The following is a 16,644-nucleotide window of genomic DNA, read 5'->3' as shown; positions in this document are numbered from 1 at the left end:
CAATGTGAGGAACATCCGGAAACCGCTGTTCATTTGAATGAGGAATAAAAAAAGAAAAACGGCTGAAGTCCTTAATAAAAAGGATTTCAGCCGTTTATTTTCACAACTAATTAAATGTAATACCACCTGTTGGGTTTAATGTCGTTCCTCCAATTTCAACTTTAATTTCACCAGATAATGGAACATTGTATTCATCAATAACGGTTCTCCACCACTCCCAAGCAAGGCCGGTACATTCTTTCGCAAAAATCCTTATGTTTTTTGCATTAGGTGGCAGAGGAATGACTGTAGTGAAAGGAGCTGTTCTGTCTTGGTTGCTTCCTTCCCACTTTTTATGTGTTAGTACTTCTTCACCATTTTCATCATAGGAGACTTCATCCCAGGATACATCAAATTGAGCGACATACCAGCCATAGTGACCGAGGGATATTTTGCCTTTCGAATATTCTGTAGCTGTAGTCTCAATATAATCTGTATTGTTATGAACGGCAGCAATTGCATTATCTTTTAAGAAAACGCTTGTATATGAAATTGGATAGGCTGGGTTCTTTAGGCTAAATTCCGCATTATCTTTTATGATATTACGGATTTCACTAAAGTCTTTTGTAACAACCTTGTTATGCTCTTGTGAATCCCCGCCTAATACTACAGCAGTAAAGGAACTGTCTTCATAAATATCCTTGTACTCGGCATTCGTTTCTACACTGCCTTTATTCTGAAGCAAGGCTTTAAATGCTGCTTTTACGTCTTTGCTCTTAGAGGTTGTTTCTAATTTTACATAAATGGTTCTACCATAAGCTACATTGGATACCATAACAGGTGGGGATTGATCACTTACCCCTTTACGTTTTAAATCTTTAAAAGTAACACTATCATCAAAAAGATCTGATGGATCGTTAGGCAGTTCTGCATTTACCGTATAAAATATTTGTTTATATGCCGCCACCATCACTTTTTTCTCTCCACTAGAAATCGCATTAAAGTCAATTCCTAATGTAGAATCAAGATATTTAGCGTTAACATTTAGAGCACTTCCGATTTGAGATTTGCTATAAACCATTGATTCTGCATACTGCAATCGCGCAGGTAAAGTATGTGTTGCTGAATACTCATCGCTCCATTTAGAGACAAGCTCATCTACTGCTCCAGACACATTACCGTATGTTGGATTATCCACAGTAATTGAATTTTCCTTTTTCAAACCTGGTAAATCAATACTAATCGTCAAAGGTTTTCTTGGTACCAGTAATACACTAGGTTTATTTTCTGTAAAAGCTTGATTGGCAAGTTGTAATGCTCCTGGGTAAGTGCGATTAGTCATAGAATCAATAATGGAAATATCGACTGGAGAAGTTGCAAGTGACTTTTTTTTACGTTCTATGACGATAAACTTACCTTTTGGATTGATTCCTTCTTTTGGAACAAAGCTATCTATCTCATCACCACTTACTGCTAAAATTTCGTCATTATCATAGTCTAAGTCTGCTATACCGGTATTAATGTCGTCGGCGTTGCTTGTTTCACTGACTGAACTAGAATCAACTGTTTCGGCAAAAGAGATAACTGGATAATTTACAGTAGCGAAAATAACAGATAAACTAGCGATTAATTTGAAAATTCTAGTATGATTTCTAATCTTCATAAGGTATCCTCCTTTGAGATGTAAGCATAACTTCAATCAGATATGCTCACAGTAAATATTTTCCGGAATACTAACTATATCGGTAGTTTCTGAAATAATCTTTAGATTGAACCAGAAAAAGTATACGGTGGGGCATATTTTACAGCTTGTTCATACTGTTTACTCCGCACATGTGGATAGTGTTGCATGCTTGGTATATAAGGGTTTTTGATTAGGTAGAAAGTGGATTGTTGGCGAAATAAGGAGTCGGCGAAAATGCCGACTCCTTACGTTTTCTTATCCCGTATCAAATTATGAGTTTGTTATAAAAGAGGGGTTCAGTTGATGTTTAAATTTTTTTTTACATGGGGGCCATTTAACAAATTGTGTGCAAAGAAAAATAGCCGTTCTGTACGCAGCTTAAATAGGCTGCACGTTAACGACAAAGATAGTGCAGCCCATCGAATGGCTGGAAAAGGGAAGGGAGCTGTGGCTTAAAAGCATGTAAATGCAATAATTAACCGTAAATCAAATCCAGTTTGTCTCCAAGACCTCCCCGTCCATCTAAACCCTGCAACCGACCTAGAACCTATAAAAACGGGGAAAAACCAGAATTGCTCGCCATTTACAAGCCAAAGATACGTAAAACGAAACATACATCTTTCAATTGCCCTTGGATCACCTCTAAAGGGAGCGGGTTGTGGGGGGATGAACGATGGGGGAGGAGTTAACGGCTCTGGTACTTGTTGTGCTCCTGGCGGCTGACCCGGAGGTGGCCGAAATGCCATGAAAAATCACTCCTTTTACAATGAATTCTCAACAGTGTATGTTCAATCGAAAAACAATGATTGGGCAGGCCACATAGCAAATATTGATCCGCACGAAAAGCTACCTATGGATGTGACTAGCGTATTACACTTAGCGAATCATGCATGATCACATTCCAGCGCGAGCTTATAAAAAAACTGCCCCTTCTTTTCGCTTGGGGCAGTGCAATACCTGGGCTGTTTTCGCCCATAAAATTAAAAAGTATTATATACATTTTCACATTCTTTCGCGGTCGGCTCATAAAAACAATGAAGCTTGTATCGTCCTACGTGCGGCTGATTATACCAGGTTGGCGGACAAGGCAGGGGATTTTGCGCCGTTCCTGGACGAAAATACCAGAGGGAGAATTTGCCCGGCCAATGCCGCTCCCCATTCACAGCTCGTCGTGCCAGACGGCGTTCTCTATCTCTAGACCTTTGGTAGTACATACCATGTTGCAGAGCTTCAAACGCATGCGGCTGGTTGATCATTTGGGGAATGGTCCGTATTCCTTTAAAATCCGAGCAGTTCGCTCTTATTCGGTTAATGCCAACATTTCCAACAAGGAGCATACCCATTTCGCCTTCACCCACAGCTTCGGCTCGAAGCAACCTTGCCAACATGTCAATATCACTGCTCCTGGCTTTTACGACTGCCATCGGCTCACCTCTTTAGATTGTTCTAGGCCATCATATTGTAGATGAAGCGGATTTGTTACGCTGCTTTTTTGTTGTCTTTTAATAGACTTGCTTTTCAACAAATAGAAAAAGCCGCTCCATCCCGGATCGGCGAGATGTGCGGCTACTAAACTAAGAACGAGCTTTAAAAATCCCAAACGGACGCCCAACAGGAAGAAATACTTTGCCAAAGTGATTATTCAACACCGCTGCCCCTGCACCGTAGAAGGAGAGAAGAGCAATTCCCATCTCAGCATAAGCAGCCATTGGTTTGAATACGCCAGAAGCAATGCCAAAAGCATCAAAAGTCAAACCGACAAACAGGATGTCGATCAGTACGAAGATAAAGAACAATACCTTATGAGTCTCCATCGCTCCAATCGTCAAAAGAACGGAGAAGATGAGATATCCAGCGAAAGCAAAGCCGAGCTGTGCGCCGTCAGCATTAGCAGCGAGTGTCTCACCGAATACGCCTAGCTTCACAAGCCAGCTGCTGGCCGTCGCGAACCAGAAGAACGCATACGCTCCAAAAGCGGTCGTCCCGAATGTGTTGTTGTGCTTTGCATCGAGGATAGATGCGTAGAGTTGGGCAAAAGCACCGAGGAAGATAGCCCAAGGGATCACGAGTCCGAGACCTTCTGTTAGTCCAAGCTTTTGAGATGAAGCTACGAATGTAACGATAGCCAGTCCGAACAAACCGATCGCGCTCGGATCGGCTGTGACGATTTTGACGTTGGTATGTTGTTGACTGTTCATGATAGTAGTAAAAGCCTCCAATAATATCAGGGTACACCTGTGAAAGAATTTGACATTCTGCCGATTGCAGAACAACATTGATATATTCTAATCGAAAATATACTCAACGCATAGAGGGGAAATGAGCGAAAGTAAGAGGACTGTCTTAAGTAGAAATTGATCTTCTACCTAAGACAGTCCTCTTTGATTGCTTCAAAGTCATCACATCAGTCCTTATTTCCAAAGGAGTTATACGGCGTAAAGCGCAGGAGATCTTCCTGTCTTTTTTGCAATTTCGATAGCGGGATATGGTATGCCATATCGATAATTTTGCTTGCAACCTCAGCGCCGTTGGTAGGGATAAGACGAAATCTTTTTTGAATGACATCTTTATTTGCTAAAGCATACTGGATCTTTGGCACGAGATCTACCGGTTCCTGGATCGCTACCATATCACTATGGGCTATTTCTCTCAACATATCTATTTTTTGCTCGCGTTCTGCATCATCCGGCGGAAGGAAAAGCAATGGAGTGCCTGTAGAGATGCAATCTCCTAATATGCCCATGCCCGGTTTGCTAATGACCAGACTGGCCGCTTGTACAAGATTTTTGCCATTCGGGATAAGAGGGGCTTTGATGATCCTTTCATTGAATGGGTAATCTTCATCTGCCAATTGCCCAGCTACAACAAATCGATAACGGCCAGCAAGTGTGTTTATTTGATCATACCACTTCACGATCTGTTCATAACGGTTAGCGAGTCCGCCCCCCATGTGAATCAGAATAAACGACTCGTTCTGCTGAAGGCCTAACAACCGTCGCACTTCTTCCGGGGATTGGCTGATTTCCCTGGTGATTAAAGGAATAGGGATATAGATGCAGTTCATTTTCGGAGGGGTCTGCTTAGGCGGAATGAGATTCATGTGCAAAAAGATATCGGATTGATTGGCGATTTCTACAATGCGATTTTTATATTCCTGCATCGTAGTTGAATCATTTTTATCGATGATAAAGTCACTGTGATAGAGGGTCACGACCTTTGTGTTTCCACCAACTTTCCCCTCACTGCGAAATCGAGGCACATCGGAGCGCCAATCATTTATTAATAGTGTGGTTTGTTTACCTCCCTCGAATTTTTTGGATTTAAAGGTTTTCAACTGGATATCATTGTGCAGGTTTTTCGATAAATAGTCATGTGTTTCCTGAAACGCAAACACGTGAATGGGAAGACGTTGTTGCTGCAATTTTTCCGTTATGCTAATGCATCTACCGAGATGGCCCATACCTCTGCCAACCACAAAGGAGATCATATTTCATCACCCTTTTAAATAGGTACTTTCCTGTTCCCTGGTTTGGAGCTTGGACAAATTACCCACATGCATCTACTTTTTGAATCCTTTCTATAAGGTTATTGCCCGAGTCGTTCTCACAGCTAATATATTGTATGGGGAAGGTGTGAACATGCTCTAGTCGTATAACGGTTTTCATACCGATCTGAGAAAAAAGCCGCATTAGCGGAGGTAGGTAACTGTGAATTGTGCTCCCATCTAGGAATAATTAGGTATTTTCCTTACACAAACCAACGCTGTTCATGAATAGTGTGTATATATAGCTCAATAAGGATATGGGGTGGGAGAATAGTGGGCACGATTCATATTGTAACAGCCGTTAACGATGGATTTGCTGTACATCTCGCCGTTATGTTATATTCCCTTTTTGAAAATAAGGTTTCTAAAGACCCAGTCATCATTCACGTCATTGACAGTGAAGTCTCTGGGAAAAATAAATCCATCCTAACGAAAACTGTGAAACGATTCCATGCTCAAATCAATTATGTAACTATTGATCCGACCCTATATGATGGATTCCTCGTCCGTGATCATCTTACTCAGGAAACCTATCATCGAATTTCGATTCCAGACCTGTTGGACAAAGAACTGGAAAAAGTGATTTATTTGGACAGTGATATCGTGATTAAACAGGACATCACTCCATTATGGAACACAAAAATTGATCAATATTTGCTTGCAGCGGTGAAGGATTCTTGGCAAGGGGTAAATAAGTTAAGACATGCCGACCTAGCTATTCCAGATGACTGTGATTACTTTAATGCGGGCGTATTAGTCATGAATTTGAAAAAATGGAGAGAGCATGACATCTCAAATAAGATATTGGATTTCATGAAAAAGAATCAAAGTATTATTCGTTATCCCAGTCAAGATCCGATGAATGCGATTCTTCATGATAATTGGCTTCAACTTGATACAAAGTGGAATTATCAGTCCAAACATCTTTACAAAAGTAACCTTCGAATAGATCCGGCCATTATTCACTATACAGGGGAAGATAGTAAACCATGGTTGAGTAAAAAGCACCCGCTTCGCGATGAATATTTTAAATATCTCAAAAAAGTGAAGCAGTTATACAACGATTGATCTATTTTAAACGGACGGAAATCCCTTCGCGATGGAGAAATGATGGCTGGAGGGATTTTTGTGTTAACATTTTCAAACTGAGTATTCTTTTGGAGGTGGAGCAAGTGGCACGCGTACTGTATGTTACGATTCCAGCCGATGGTCACGTGAATCCTACATTGGGATTAGTGAAGCAGCTAGTCGACAACGGAGAAGAAGTCGTCTATATGTGCTCAGAAGAATATCGGGATAGGCTTGCCCAGACTGGGGCGCAATTCCTGACGTATCAACTGGATGAACAAGTATTTTGGGAGCTTGGTTTTAACCCGACAGAATTCAAACACCCACTTCATTTCACCGATTTTTTGCTGCGAGGCATTATTGAACCTCGCATTCCCGAGATTCTCAGGCAGACAGAAAACGAATCCTTCGATTACTTCGCGCCCTGATGCGCCTTCTTTTCCGTTTGAAAAGCTTCGCGCTCCATACGATAAGGTCGTATTCATTTCCATGGGCAGTATTTTGACCAAAGATGTGGAATTTTACAAACTGTGCTTTACAGCCTTTCAAGATATCCCGGTTCAATTCGTGCTTTCTTGCGGAAAAGACACGGAGCTGGGGGCGCTCGGAGACCATATTCCATCCAACTTCATCGTTGAGCCGTACGTTCCTCAACTGGAAGTGCTCCAGCAAGCCGATGCATTTATTACACATGCTGGCATGAACAGTACGAGTGAGGCTCTCTATTTTCATGTGCCACTCGTCATGATTCCATTAAGCTCCGATCAGCCGATTGTGGCGAAGCGGGTGGAGGAGTTGGGAGCGGGCATTATGTTAGAGAGAAGTCAGCTTACACCTGTAGTTTTGAAGGAGGCTTTGCTGCAAGTCTTGAACGAATCCACCTATAAAGAGTGTGCGATACAGGTAGGGGACTCCTTGCGTAACGCTGGCGGATACAAAGAAGCGGCAAGACGTATTATGGCTTTGTATTCGAAAAAAGAAAATGCAGGTACACCCCAGTCTTAACGGAGATATTCGTGCCTGATTAAAAATGAAAAGCTTCTTGCCTCCTTAATAGGAGAGGCGAGAAGCTTTTTTTCTATAACTTTTTCCATATGTTGAAATTGAGCAAATCAAGCGTCACCTGCAAGCTGCTGACTTTAACTGTTTGCGCCGAGGTATTATCAATTCGGTATGTGGCTGTCAGGGCGACGATTCCTTTATCGCTGAACCCTTGAAAAGACTTGACGTAAGCTGGCTCAATCGTCAGCTTTGCCCATTGATACCCTTGCAGTGTAATTATGATGTTGTCATACTGATCGCTCTTGTTTGGCTTGAAGGTAAAGAGTACTTGTTTTTTGGCTATTTTTTTGGTGGTGAGAAAATCTGTATAGGGTGGTTCAGGGGGCTGAGGCTTAGCAGCGGTACCATCCGCGAGCAAAAAGTCGCGACCGCCGATGCGCAGTATTTTTGGACTGGGCTGTTCAGGGAGGAAAAATAGGAGCTTTTTCGTTTTGCCATCCTTATAGGTGAGAGAGAGAGTTGAAAGACTCGTACTTGCCTTGAAGCTTCAGCCCAGTGGATGGTGTATATTTGATAAATTTATTACTGAGCGTGAGTTTGTTTCCTTTGATTTGATACGTCAGACATTTATCTTTACTGCAATTGAGTGCATCTATTCCGCCATCTGGGAAAGTTGTTGCCACCTGTTTATCGTTGATGAAGTAAAAATACTCCCAGCACAACGAGGAGCATCCTCTTGCTCCGCCCACATCCATCTCCCATTTTGCATAAAAGCCCTTTGGTACGAGATTGGCTGCGGCTAAAACATCAGTGTTTGTGGATGTCTCAGTCCTTTGCCCTGTGCCCCTTCTACGGATGGCACAAAGAGCAACAGTATGGCAGAGAGCATCATAACGCTGATCACCCAAAGGGATATTTTCTTCCTCCTGACCGCTAACAATAGGCAACCCTCCACTTCCTATCGATGTATAGACGGCAGGTTAACTGGCGAAATACCGTTCATTTTATTCATGGGGTGACGGGAACAGACCTCATTTTCGAGGAATTTATATGTGAGTAGGTGGTGTTATTTGTGTGACGTAGTGTCATAATAGAAGGATGATAGTCAGAAGGAGATAGATTCGATTGAATAATACAGAAATCAAAAATGAGTTTCCCCCGAATTTTGAGGAATTAAAAAAAGCCGCCAACCGAACGTCTAATTGGAGAGAGCGTTTCGAGGCTGTGGAAGAATTAGGTCAGTGGAAGCATGAAGAAACAATAAAATTACTGACGCGGATCATGAGCAACGATACTGTGTACAAAGTTCAAGAGGCTGCTTTTCATAAACTCAAAGCCTTTGGGGAAGGTGCCCGATTACCTGCTCAGAAAAAAGGCGACTTGATCAAAGGAGCAACAAAAGCTTTGGTAAGAATTAAGAAAAGCTTGCCAAAAGGTCATACGTTCGAGGAATTCAAAGAGAAGCTGCAAAAAATGAGAAGCGATATATATGATACGTACGAAGGGGAGAAAGGTGCTGACTTTGATCAGTGGCTGGAAAGTACGTGGGCCTCGTTATAAAAGGAGCAATAGAATAGCGGAGTATGGAAAGGGCTGTTCCACTGTAGTGGGACGGCCTTTTTACGAGGTTAGCGGGAAACATAGTATCAAAATTACCGATGCGACACATTTAGGGCAAAAAAGATTGTACGTATATATAAAAACGAGTGAAATAAGATCTACCGAGTATGCGAAAACCGGTGAAACTCGGTTAACTACTTGTGGACCACAACTTTTTCCGACGCAGTGTACCAATAGAGAGGTTTCTGTGACGTTTAAAAATGGTGGGGCCATCTGGCTATGTAGAATGTCCAAAACCATTAACCGGTACATGGAAAACAGATTTTGGAACCGCAATAGCAATCCATGGAATGGTACTCGTATTAGTTAGTATAAATGTGGAGATTGTGGCCCTATTGATCCGCATGACATCAGAATAGTGAGGAATAATAACGAGGATCGACCCTACACATGTGGCTAGAAAAGCATCTAGAGCTGAACTCAGATCGAAATGGGGCAATAGAAGAAAATGAAATTAGTAGGTTATAGTAATTTAATTCTATATAGCCTTGCTGTAGGAGGCGTTACAGGGCTTCTAACATGGAGTTTTTTAGCGATTGTTTCGTTAACGACTCACTTTATATGGTTTGATTTACCGAATGTGATTGCTGTTGAAAATTGGACCTTAATCGTGTGTGTGGTTGGCGGTGTTTTGGTAGGCTTATGTCAAAAGTACTTTGGTAATTACCCACGTAAAATGGATGATGTCGTTGCAGAATTCAAGGCAACAAAAAGAATTGATTACCGTTCAGGATATAAGAGCGCTATAACGGCAATTTGTGTTCTGTCCTTTGGTGCTAGTCTTGGTCCCGAGGCGGCTTTGGTAGGCATTGTGGGAGGGCTTGCCACATGGGCAGGAGATGTCATTAAATCCTTCGTCAAGAAAAAAACAGTCTTTAATGAACATGGAGATATTATGATTGAGTATAGTGTAGAGGCTACCATTGGCATGATCTTCAGGACACCGCTATATGGAGCGTCTACATTCTTTGAAGATAGAGAAGATTCCAGACGTATTAAGCTCATAAAGACACTGGTTTATTCAGTAACAACTGTTGCAGGGTTTTTCGTATTTATTCTTTTATCCAAGATCGATAACAGACAATTTTCGTTAGCGGATTTTGGTTCAGCAGCATTAGGCGGACATGAAATCATCGCTATCATTCCATTGATCCTTTTAGGAATCTTGCTCGGAAAGGTATACGAGTTTTTTGGATATATTCTCCCTACGATACTTCAACCACTTGAAAAATATAAGATAATAAAAGCTGTTATCGGTGGGGGAGTACTCGGGGTAATCGGAACTGTTCTTCCGATTACTTTATTTTCGGGGGAGCATCAGTTGACAGATTTAGTTGCAGAGTGGACGGATATGTCCCTTTATTTGTTAGTGGCAATCGGTATTGTTAAGTTGTTCTTAACAGAGGTTTGTTTAGCCACTGGTTGGCGTGGAGGGCATATCTTTCCTATTATTTTTGCAGGAGTAAGTATCGGATACGCCATGTCATTGCTATTTCCAATCGATCCAGTAACATCGGTCGCAATCGTTACTACTTCCCTCACAAGCACAATACTCCAAAAGCCACTAGCCGTATTATTGATTTTAATCATGATTTTCCAGGTCAAGCTGTTTCTACCGATGATACTGGCAGCCTATTTGCCCATGTATTTACGAAAGATGATACGAAGATAGCTTCCAGCCACAAAAACAGATCCATAAAATGTTGGATCTGTTTTTTTATGCTTATTGATCTAACTCAGGAACATCAGGTGTTTCAGTTGGTGTTTCAGTTGGTGTTTCAGTTGGTGTTTCAGTCGGTGTTTCAGCGAGTGTTTCAGCTAACATAATGGTCCTTGCCAGTGCGTTCGTCTCTAGCTGTAATTCTACTTGGAGTCCTTGTAACTCTTCGCGTAATGTTCTGAGTTGAGTGATCAGACTATTGAGGGTGAACGTGACGGCGATGAGATCATCTTCTTTTTCGCTTGGGGCTTTATTTGGATCAGTCAGTACAGCGAGTAGCACCGCGAAACCGAATGTAGCTCTCGCTTCTAAATTGATAATCGCTCTTTGAGTGGCCCGAATGCTTGTTGTTGTAGCAAAGATGTCTACTAAAAGGCTACTTTGAAAGTCAGTCAGCATGCAAATTTTCCTCCCTTCATGTCAGCAGCTGTCGAATGACGGCTAGTGTTTGTCGCAATTGTTCGTTAATATCCTCGAATTCATCTTCTATTTCGTCTGCCTCATGCAGAAATTGACGCGTGATGGTTTTTATGTTTTTCTCTATTTCTTCTAATTGTTTGCAAAGACTAGAACTCATGGTTCATACCTCCTTTTCCTATCTACGTGAGCAATGCTTGTTCGATTAATGCCTGGATCTCGTTGATTAGAGAGCTAGATTCTTCTGCTTCTTCTTCGCTCTCTTTTCTTACATGCTTTAGGCGAGATTGGAATTTTTTTAGAATCTCAGTGGTTTCCTCAATTTCTTCTTCTGCACATTTATTATTACTCATGGCTTTCCCTCTTTTCCTATTCAGGAGTTCTTCAGTGGTGCTATATATAGAATGCTGAAAGGAATGGAATGGTAATAGACAAGTATCAAGTAAGGTAGTCCATTTTTTGAGAGTCCTAGATTTGTAACTATAATTCGGTCGATGGGATGGCATACGTCTGTTCCGATGGGAGTTCTGGTGGTTTGGTCAGGAATCAGGCCGTCGAGCAGCAGGTAAAAACGGGGGAAAAAGATGGCATCATCAGCAAGTAGAGTTGATGGATTACCAAAAAGAAGCCCTGCCGCTTTTGGAAAGCGCAGGACTTCTTCTTTCTGTTTCTTATTTCAAATCCTTACCTACTTTAATCACATACATCTGCGTCGGATTGCTATTAATTTTAATCTTGCCCTTCTCGTCATAGCCATCTACGCCGAAATCATTGTCATTCACAATGGCAATCGTGTTTTTATCCACAATCGCCAAGCCTTCTAGCTTTTCATGCGGATAATTCAGCTTGGCTACATCCACCAGCAATTCCTTGGAAACCGGCACAATTCCTTGCTCTTTCACTTGGGCAACGGTTAGTTTTTCGAAGTCATGCTCACTTGTTGGTGTACCGAGTAAATTGGTTGCTTTCGAAAAATCAGCCTTGTAAATACGTTTAAGCTGTGCGGCTGCACCGGCATTTTTGTCGCGCTCGTCAATCAGTAAAACATCCTGGCTTAATGCGGCCAAGTCACTGATAACGACGTCTTTCTGTTTCACTTTCACGAAATCCTTAGCGTTCTCTGCGATGTACATGTACTCGCCTACGACTTTTTTGGTGGCCAGATCCATTTTTAGAATGCGCAAGTTACGGGAAGCTTCGCCTGTCTTTTTATCAGGGAGTGCCATCGGACTTTGAATCGAAGTATACAAGAACTTACCGTCTGGCGAGATCGTGACACCTTCGAAGCCACGGTTTGCAATACGTTTGGAATAGACGGCTGGCAGCGTATCAAAAATCTCCATCTGTGCGCCTGCGGCAAGCAAGGCTTCTTTGGCGCCCTTTGGTACATAGCGGCCCAGGATTGTGCCGTCGCGTTTTACTTGAATGATGGATGGGCGGTATTCGTCGGATATCCAAAACGTATCGTCGACTGGGTTGTAAGCGATGCCTTCCAAATCCAAACCATCTGGATCGTAACTAAGCTTCTTTGTTCCCGTTACATCGTAGGGGACTTCATCAGGGCCAGCGAGGTTCGGCAATCCGCTGATGTAGTTCGTTTTCGTAAAAGCGTTGATCTTGCCCTGTGGCAAACGCAGCTTGATTGTTTCCAAAACGTGAATGTTTCCGTTCTCCACTTTTATTTTGTACAAGCGTGGTGTGTAGTTTTGGTCAGGAAATGTACGCAGCTCGTCCTTGCCGAATTGGCCATTTGGTCCACGGTCAGCCAATGTATAAAAGATAGAAGGAGGATCGTTAGGAAGATGCACCAGACCGGAGAAGCCGCCTTCCTTAATACCCTCAGTAAGGACTGGGGGATTTTTCCACTCATGAATTTCGGCTACAACTGGTGCTCCCACTACATTTTGAGTTGCACCTGCTCCTTGTGTTCCGATCAATGTCAGAGCCGTAATTGTTGCGATCAGCAAGCCTTTTTTTTGAAAGTGAATCTTCATCAATATCCCTCCGAATGAAAAAACGACGTAGTGAACCGCTATTGTTAGAGTACCCGATCTATGTTGGGAAAATATGAAGCTGAAATGATGGTTTTGTAAAAAATACCAACATTCCGACACAACTAACGAATTCTGAATAATCGAAGAGTACAAGTATTATCTGAAAGAATATATAGGTCGGGAAAATCCGTTGACGTTTGCTCGTCATTTAACGGCAAAACTCGGCGGAGCCAAAATTTACTTAAAACGAGAAGACTTAAACCATACGGGCGCTCACAAGATCAACAATGTAATCGGTCAAATCCTTTTGGCAAAGCGGATGGGTGCAAAGCGTATTATTGCCGAGACGGGTGCAGGACAGCATGGGGTTGCTACGGCGACTGTTTGCGCGATGTTTGGTATGGATTGCGTGATCTATATGGGCGCGGAGGATACGAAAAGACAGGCCTTAAATGTGTTTCGAATGGAGCTTTTAGGGGCAAAAGTCGTAGCGGTGTCCAAAGGCCAAGGAAGATTAAAAGATGCGGTCGATGAAGCGCTGAATGATTTGGTTCAAAACTATCAAAACACGTTCTATCTATTGGGATCTGCGGTTGGTCCGCATCCTTTCCCTACGATGGTAAAGTATTTCCAATCGATTATCAGTGAAGAATCTAAGCGTCAAATCTTAGAAAAAGAAGGTCGTTTGCCGGATGCGGTCATCGCTGCTGTTGGCGGTGGCAGTAACGCAATTGGGGCGTTTGCCCATTATTTGGAGGAACCATCTGTTCGTTTGATTGGTGTTGAGCCTGATCAGGCACCTACCTTGACCAAAGGGGTTCCGGCTGTCCTTCATGGTTTTAAATGCCTTGTCTTGCTGGATGAAAATGGGGAGCCGCAAAAAACTTATTCGATCGCTGCTGGACTGGATTACCCTGGCATTGGCCCAGAGCACAGCCAGCTTAAGGTAAGTGGGCGCGCGGAATATTACACGGTGACGAATGAAGAAGTGCTGGCGGCTTTTCAAGAATTATCGAGAACAGAAGGGATCATTCCCGCCTTGGAAAGCGCTCATGCGATTGCTTATGCCTTGCAGCTGGCTCCCACTCTGTCCCCGGAGCAGATTCTGATTGTTAACCTGTCTGGAAGAGGTGATAAAGACGTCGAGCAAGTTTTCCATCTGTTAAACAAATAAAAACAGGCAGAGGCTGTCCCGAAAGTTGATTTTCTACTGGAGGGATAGTCTCTTTTTCGCCCATCGACTGTGAATTTCATTGTGAATATATATTTTTTAGTGAAACTTTAGTATTATTTTTTGAAGGGTTCCACATAATAGTGGTTTAATCGTACTTCATACAAGTTCATGTATGAGATGGGAGATAATGATGAAGAAAAACATTTACTTTAACCATGATGGCGGCGTTGATGATTTAATTTCTTTATTCTTGCTGCTCCAAATGGACAATGTGAATCTGACGGGGGTATCCGTCATTCCAGCGGATTGCTACTTGGAACCAGCGATGTTTGCCAGCCGGAAAATCATTGATCGCTTCGGTAACGGCGGTTTGGATGTCGCAGAGTCCAATTCCCGCGGGAAAAATCCTTTCCCAAAGGACTGGCGCATGCATGCATTTTATGTAGACGCACTGCCCTTGCTCAATGAATCAGGAGAAGTGATTACGCCAGTAGCGGATAAGCCTGCACATCTTCACATTATTGAAACGCTGCGTGCAACGGAAGGAAAAACGACCTTGTTGTTTACCGGTCCTTTGACTGACCTTGCGCGTGCATTGGATATCGATCCAACCATCGAAGAAAAAGTAGAGCGTTTGGTGTGGATGGGCGGAACATTCCGTGAAGAAGGAAACGTGCATGAGCCTGAGCACGATGGAACAGCAGAGTGGAACGTATTCTGGGACCCGGAAGCAGCTGCTCGTGTATGGGAAAGCGGAATCGTGATTGATTTGGTCGCACTGGAGAGCACGAACCAAGTCCCACTGACACTGGATGTTCGTGAGCGCTGGGCAAAAGAGCGCAAGCATATCGGTGTGGATTTCTTGGGTCAATGCTACGCAATGGTGCCGCCGCTTGTACACTTCTCGACCAACTCGACTTACTACCTGTGGGATGTATTAACCACAGCATTTGTTGGCAATAGTGATCTTGTAAAGGTGCAAACGGTTAACAGTATCGTCATTACAGAAGGTGCTAGCCAAGGCCGGACCGTTGAGACGGCTGACGGACGCCCGGTACATGTGGTCTATGACGTAGATCGTGATGCATTCTTTGATTACATGACAGAATTAGCGAAAAAAGCGAACTAGTACAAAGCAAGTCATCTTAGATATCGACACAGCTGGCGATACAGAAAGGATACGTTCATGCAATACATTTGGGGAGTTCTCGGCATCCTGGGAATTTTATTAATAGCCATTGCGTTTTCGAAAAATCGGAGAGCGATTAATCCGAGGACGGTCATTGGTGCGTTTGCCATTCAGTTTATTTTTGCTTTGGTCGTACTGAAATGGGATTTTGGGAAAAAGCTTCTGGAGTACTTGGCTTCGATTGTTCAAAGCATCATTGATTCGACGAATGCGGGAATTCAGTTTTTATTTGGCGGGATACTCGGTGCACAGAACGCTGGCTTTACGTTTGCCCTGCAAGTATTGCCGATCATTATCTTCTTCTCTTCCTTGATTTCGGTCCTGTATTATCTCGGAATTATGCAGTGGGCGACGAAAATCATCGGTGGATTTTTGTCTCGGGTGCTCAAAACGAGCGAAACCGAATCCATGTCAGCCTCCGCAAATATTTTCTTGGGTCCGATTGAGGCGCCACTTGTCGTAAAGCCTTATATTGAGAAAATGACCAAGTCCGAGCTGTTTGCTGTCATGACAGGTGGACTGGCGTGCGTTTCGGGTTCGGTTATCGGTGGGTATGCGATGCTTGGTGTTCCGATCGAGTATTTGCTGGCCGCAGCATTCATGGGAGCACCAGGTGGTCTGTTGCTTGCGAAAATTATGATGCCGGAAACAGAGCAGCCACACAGAGTGGAACGTGTGGAAGTAATGAAGGATACGGAGTCCAGAAACGTCATTGATGCGGCTGCTCGCGGAGCTTCGGACGGGCTAAAAGTAGCTGCTGGTGTCGGTGCGCTGTTACTCGCGTTTATCTCGTTGATTTTCTTGCTGAACTCAATTATTGGCTGGTTTGGCGGGTTAGTAGGACTAGAAGCGTTGACGCTTGAGCACATTTTAGGCTACCTGTTCGCGCCGATTGCCTTTATGATCGGGGTTCCATGGGAGGAAGCGCTAAAAGCCGGTTCTTTTATCGGGCAAAAGATTGTCCTCAACGAATTTGTTGCGTACACGGCTTTTGCACCTGAGATTGCGAATTTGTCGCAAAAAAGCGTTGTGATCATCAGCTTCGCCCTTTGCGGCTTTGCCAATCTGGCTGCGCTGGCTATGGTCATTGGTGGCTTGGGCGGATTTGCTCCGTCAAGAAGATCAGACCTTGCTGAGATAGGCTTGCGTGCGGTAGTTGCGGCAACCTTGGCGAATCTGCTGAGTGCAGCGATTGCGGGGATGCTCATTTAGATGATTTGATAGAAAAAAGTACGAGGGCTGGAGCGATCCAT

Annotated in this window: 15 protein-coding genes and 3 pseudogenes; 7 read left to right on the top strand and 11 right to left on the bottom strand. The window is 43.3% G+C overall.

What is annotated here, in order from left to right; genetic code table 11:
• Positions 1-106 precede the first annotated feature (106 nt).
• The 5 genes and pseudogenes from ACFYU8_RS25150 to ACFYU8_RS25130 form a co-directional block, all read right to left on the bottom strand.
• Positions 107-1,642 (bottom strand): thiol-activated cytolysin family protein, encoded by a 1,536-nt coding sequence (locus ACFYU8_RS25150; RefSeq protein ID WP_390304952.1) that lies wholly within the window; start codon positions 1,640-1,642, stop codon positions 107-109.
• Positions 1,643-2,115: 473 nt separating this feature from the next.
• Positions 2,116-2,391 (bottom strand): annotated as a pseudogene (locus tag ACFYU8_RS25145) (transporter); the annotation flags it as partial.
• Positions 2,392-2,643: 252 nt separating this feature from the next.
• Positions 2,644-3,087, bottom strand: a complete 444-nt coding sequence (locus ACFYU8_RS25140) for a cell wall hydrolase (RefSeq protein WP_390304950.1) — start codon at positions 3,085-3,087, stop codon at positions 2,644-2,646.
• 150 nt (positions 3,088-3,237) lie between these two features.
• On the bottom strand, positions 3,238-3,861 hold the full coding sequence (locus ACFYU8_RS25135) for an acetate uptake transporter (protein WP_390304948.1): 624 nt from the start codon (positions 3,859-3,861) through the stop codon (positions 3,238-3,240).
• A 206-nt stretch (positions 3,862-4,067) separates the two neighbouring features.
• On the bottom strand, positions 4,068-5,150 hold the full coding sequence (locus tag ACFYU8_RS25130; protein ID WP_390304946.1) for a hypothetical protein: 1,083 nt from the start codon (positions 5,148-5,150) through the stop codon (positions 4,068-4,070).
• 330 nt (positions 5,151-5,480) lie between these two features.
• Between ACFYU8_RS25130 and ACFYU8_RS25125 the strand changes: the two genes are divergently transcribed.
• Positions 5,481-6,275: a glycosyltransferase family 8 protein gene (locus tag ACFYU8_RS25125; protein WP_390304944.1), complete on the top strand. Its 795-nt coding sequence runs from the start codon at positions 5,481-5,483 to the stop codon at positions 6,273-6,275.
• A 104-nt stretch (positions 6,276-6,379) separates the two neighbouring features.
• Positions 6,380-7,280 (top strand): annotated as a pseudogene (locus ACFYU8_RS25120) (glycosyltransferase).
• Positions 7,281-7,353: 73 nt separating this feature from the next.
• Here ACFYU8_RS25120 and ACFYU8_RS25115 read toward each other — a convergent pair.
• Both ACFYU8_RS25115 and ACFYU8_RS25110 read right to left on the bottom strand, forming a co-directional pair.
• Complete coding sequence (locus ACFYU8_RS25115) at positions 7,354-7,695, bottom strand: hypothetical protein (RefSeq protein WP_390304942.1); 342 nt, start codon at positions 7,693-7,695, stop codon at positions 7,354-7,356.
• An 82-nt stretch (positions 7,696-7,777) separates the two neighbouring features.
• Positions 7,778-8,224: a hypothetical protein gene (locus ACFYU8_RS25110; protein ID WP_390304940.1), complete on the bottom strand. Its 447-nt coding sequence runs from the start codon at positions 8,222-8,224 to the stop codon at positions 7,778-7,780.
• A 178-nt stretch (positions 8,225-8,402) separates the two neighbouring features.
• Here ACFYU8_RS25110 and ACFYU8_RS25105 point away from each other — a divergent pair, with 178 nt between their 5' ends.
• Positions 8,403-8,837: a HEAT repeat domain-containing protein gene (locus tag ACFYU8_RS25105; protein ID WP_390304938.1), complete on the top strand. Its 435-nt coding sequence runs from the start codon at positions 8,403-8,405 to the stop codon at positions 8,835-8,837.
• Between the two features lie 508 nt (positions 8,838-9,345).
• Positions 9,346-10,569, top strand: coding sequence for a chloride channel protein (locus ACFYU8_RS25100; protein WP_390304937.1), 1,224 nt, complete (start codon positions 9,346-9,348; stop codon positions 10,567-10,569).
• 51 nt (positions 10,570-10,620) lie between these two features.
• On the opposite strand, the gene ACFYU8_RS25095 is transcribed toward ACFYU8_RS25100, so the two are convergent.
• The 4 genes from ACFYU8_RS25095 to ACFYU8_RS25080 all read right to left on the bottom strand — a co-directional run bounded on the left by ACFYU8_RS25095 (position 10,621) and on the right by ACFYU8_RS25080 (position 13,028).
• On the bottom strand, positions 10,621-11,016 hold the full coding sequence (locus tag ACFYU8_RS25095) for a hypothetical protein (protein ID WP_390304935.1): 396 nt from the start codon (positions 11,014-11,016) through the stop codon (positions 10,621-10,623).
• 16 nt (positions 11,017-11,032) lie between these two features.
• Positions 11,033-11,194, bottom strand: a complete 162-nt coding sequence (locus ACFYU8_RS25090; RefSeq protein ID WP_390304933.1) for a hypothetical protein — start codon at positions 11,192-11,194, stop codon at positions 11,033-11,035.
• 22 nt (positions 11,195-11,216) lie between these two features.
• Positions 11,217-11,387 carry a hypothetical protein gene (locus ACFYU8_RS25085; protein ID WP_390304931.1) on the bottom strand — a complete coding sequence of 57 codons (171 nt, stop codon included), beginning with the start codon at positions 11,385-11,387 and terminating at the stop codon, positions 11,217-11,219.
• Between the two features lie 318 nt (positions 11,388-11,705).
• Complete coding sequence (locus ACFYU8_RS25080) at positions 11,706-13,028, bottom strand: esterase-like activity of phytase family protein (protein ID WP_390304929.1); 1,323 nt, start codon at positions 13,026-13,028, stop codon at positions 11,706-11,708.
• Between the two features lie 142 nt (positions 13,029-13,170).
• On the opposite strand from ACFYU8_RS25080, the pseudogene trpB reads away from it, so the two are divergent.
• From trpB to ACFYU8_RS25065, 3 genes and pseudogenes are all read left to right on the top strand, one after another.
• Positions 13,171-14,202: pseudogene (trpB, locus tag ACFYU8_RS25075) on the top strand (tryptophan synthase subunit beta); the annotation flags it as partial.
• Between the two features lie 190 nt (positions 14,203-14,392).
• Positions 14,393-15,331, top strand: a complete 939-nt coding sequence (locus ACFYU8_RS25070) for a nucleoside hydrolase (RefSeq protein ID WP_390305034.1) — start codon at positions 14,393-14,395, stop codon at positions 15,329-15,331.
• A 57-nt stretch (positions 15,332-15,388) separates the two neighbouring features.
• The gene (locus ACFYU8_RS25065) at positions 15,389-16,603 is read left to right on the top strand and encodes a NupC/NupG family nucleoside CNT transporter (protein ID WP_390304927.1); all 1,215 of its coding nucleotides are present in this window, start codon (positions 15,389-15,391) and stop codon (positions 16,601-16,603) included.
• Positions 16,604-16,644: the final 41 nt, after the last annotated feature.

It is taken from the genome of Brevibacillus sp. NPDC003359 (assembly GCF_042878995.1).
Taxonomy (GTDB): Bacteria; Bacillota; Bacilli; order Brevibacillales; family Brevibacillaceae; genus Brevibacillus.
This window is presented reverse-complemented; position numbering and strand designations above follow the sequence as displayed.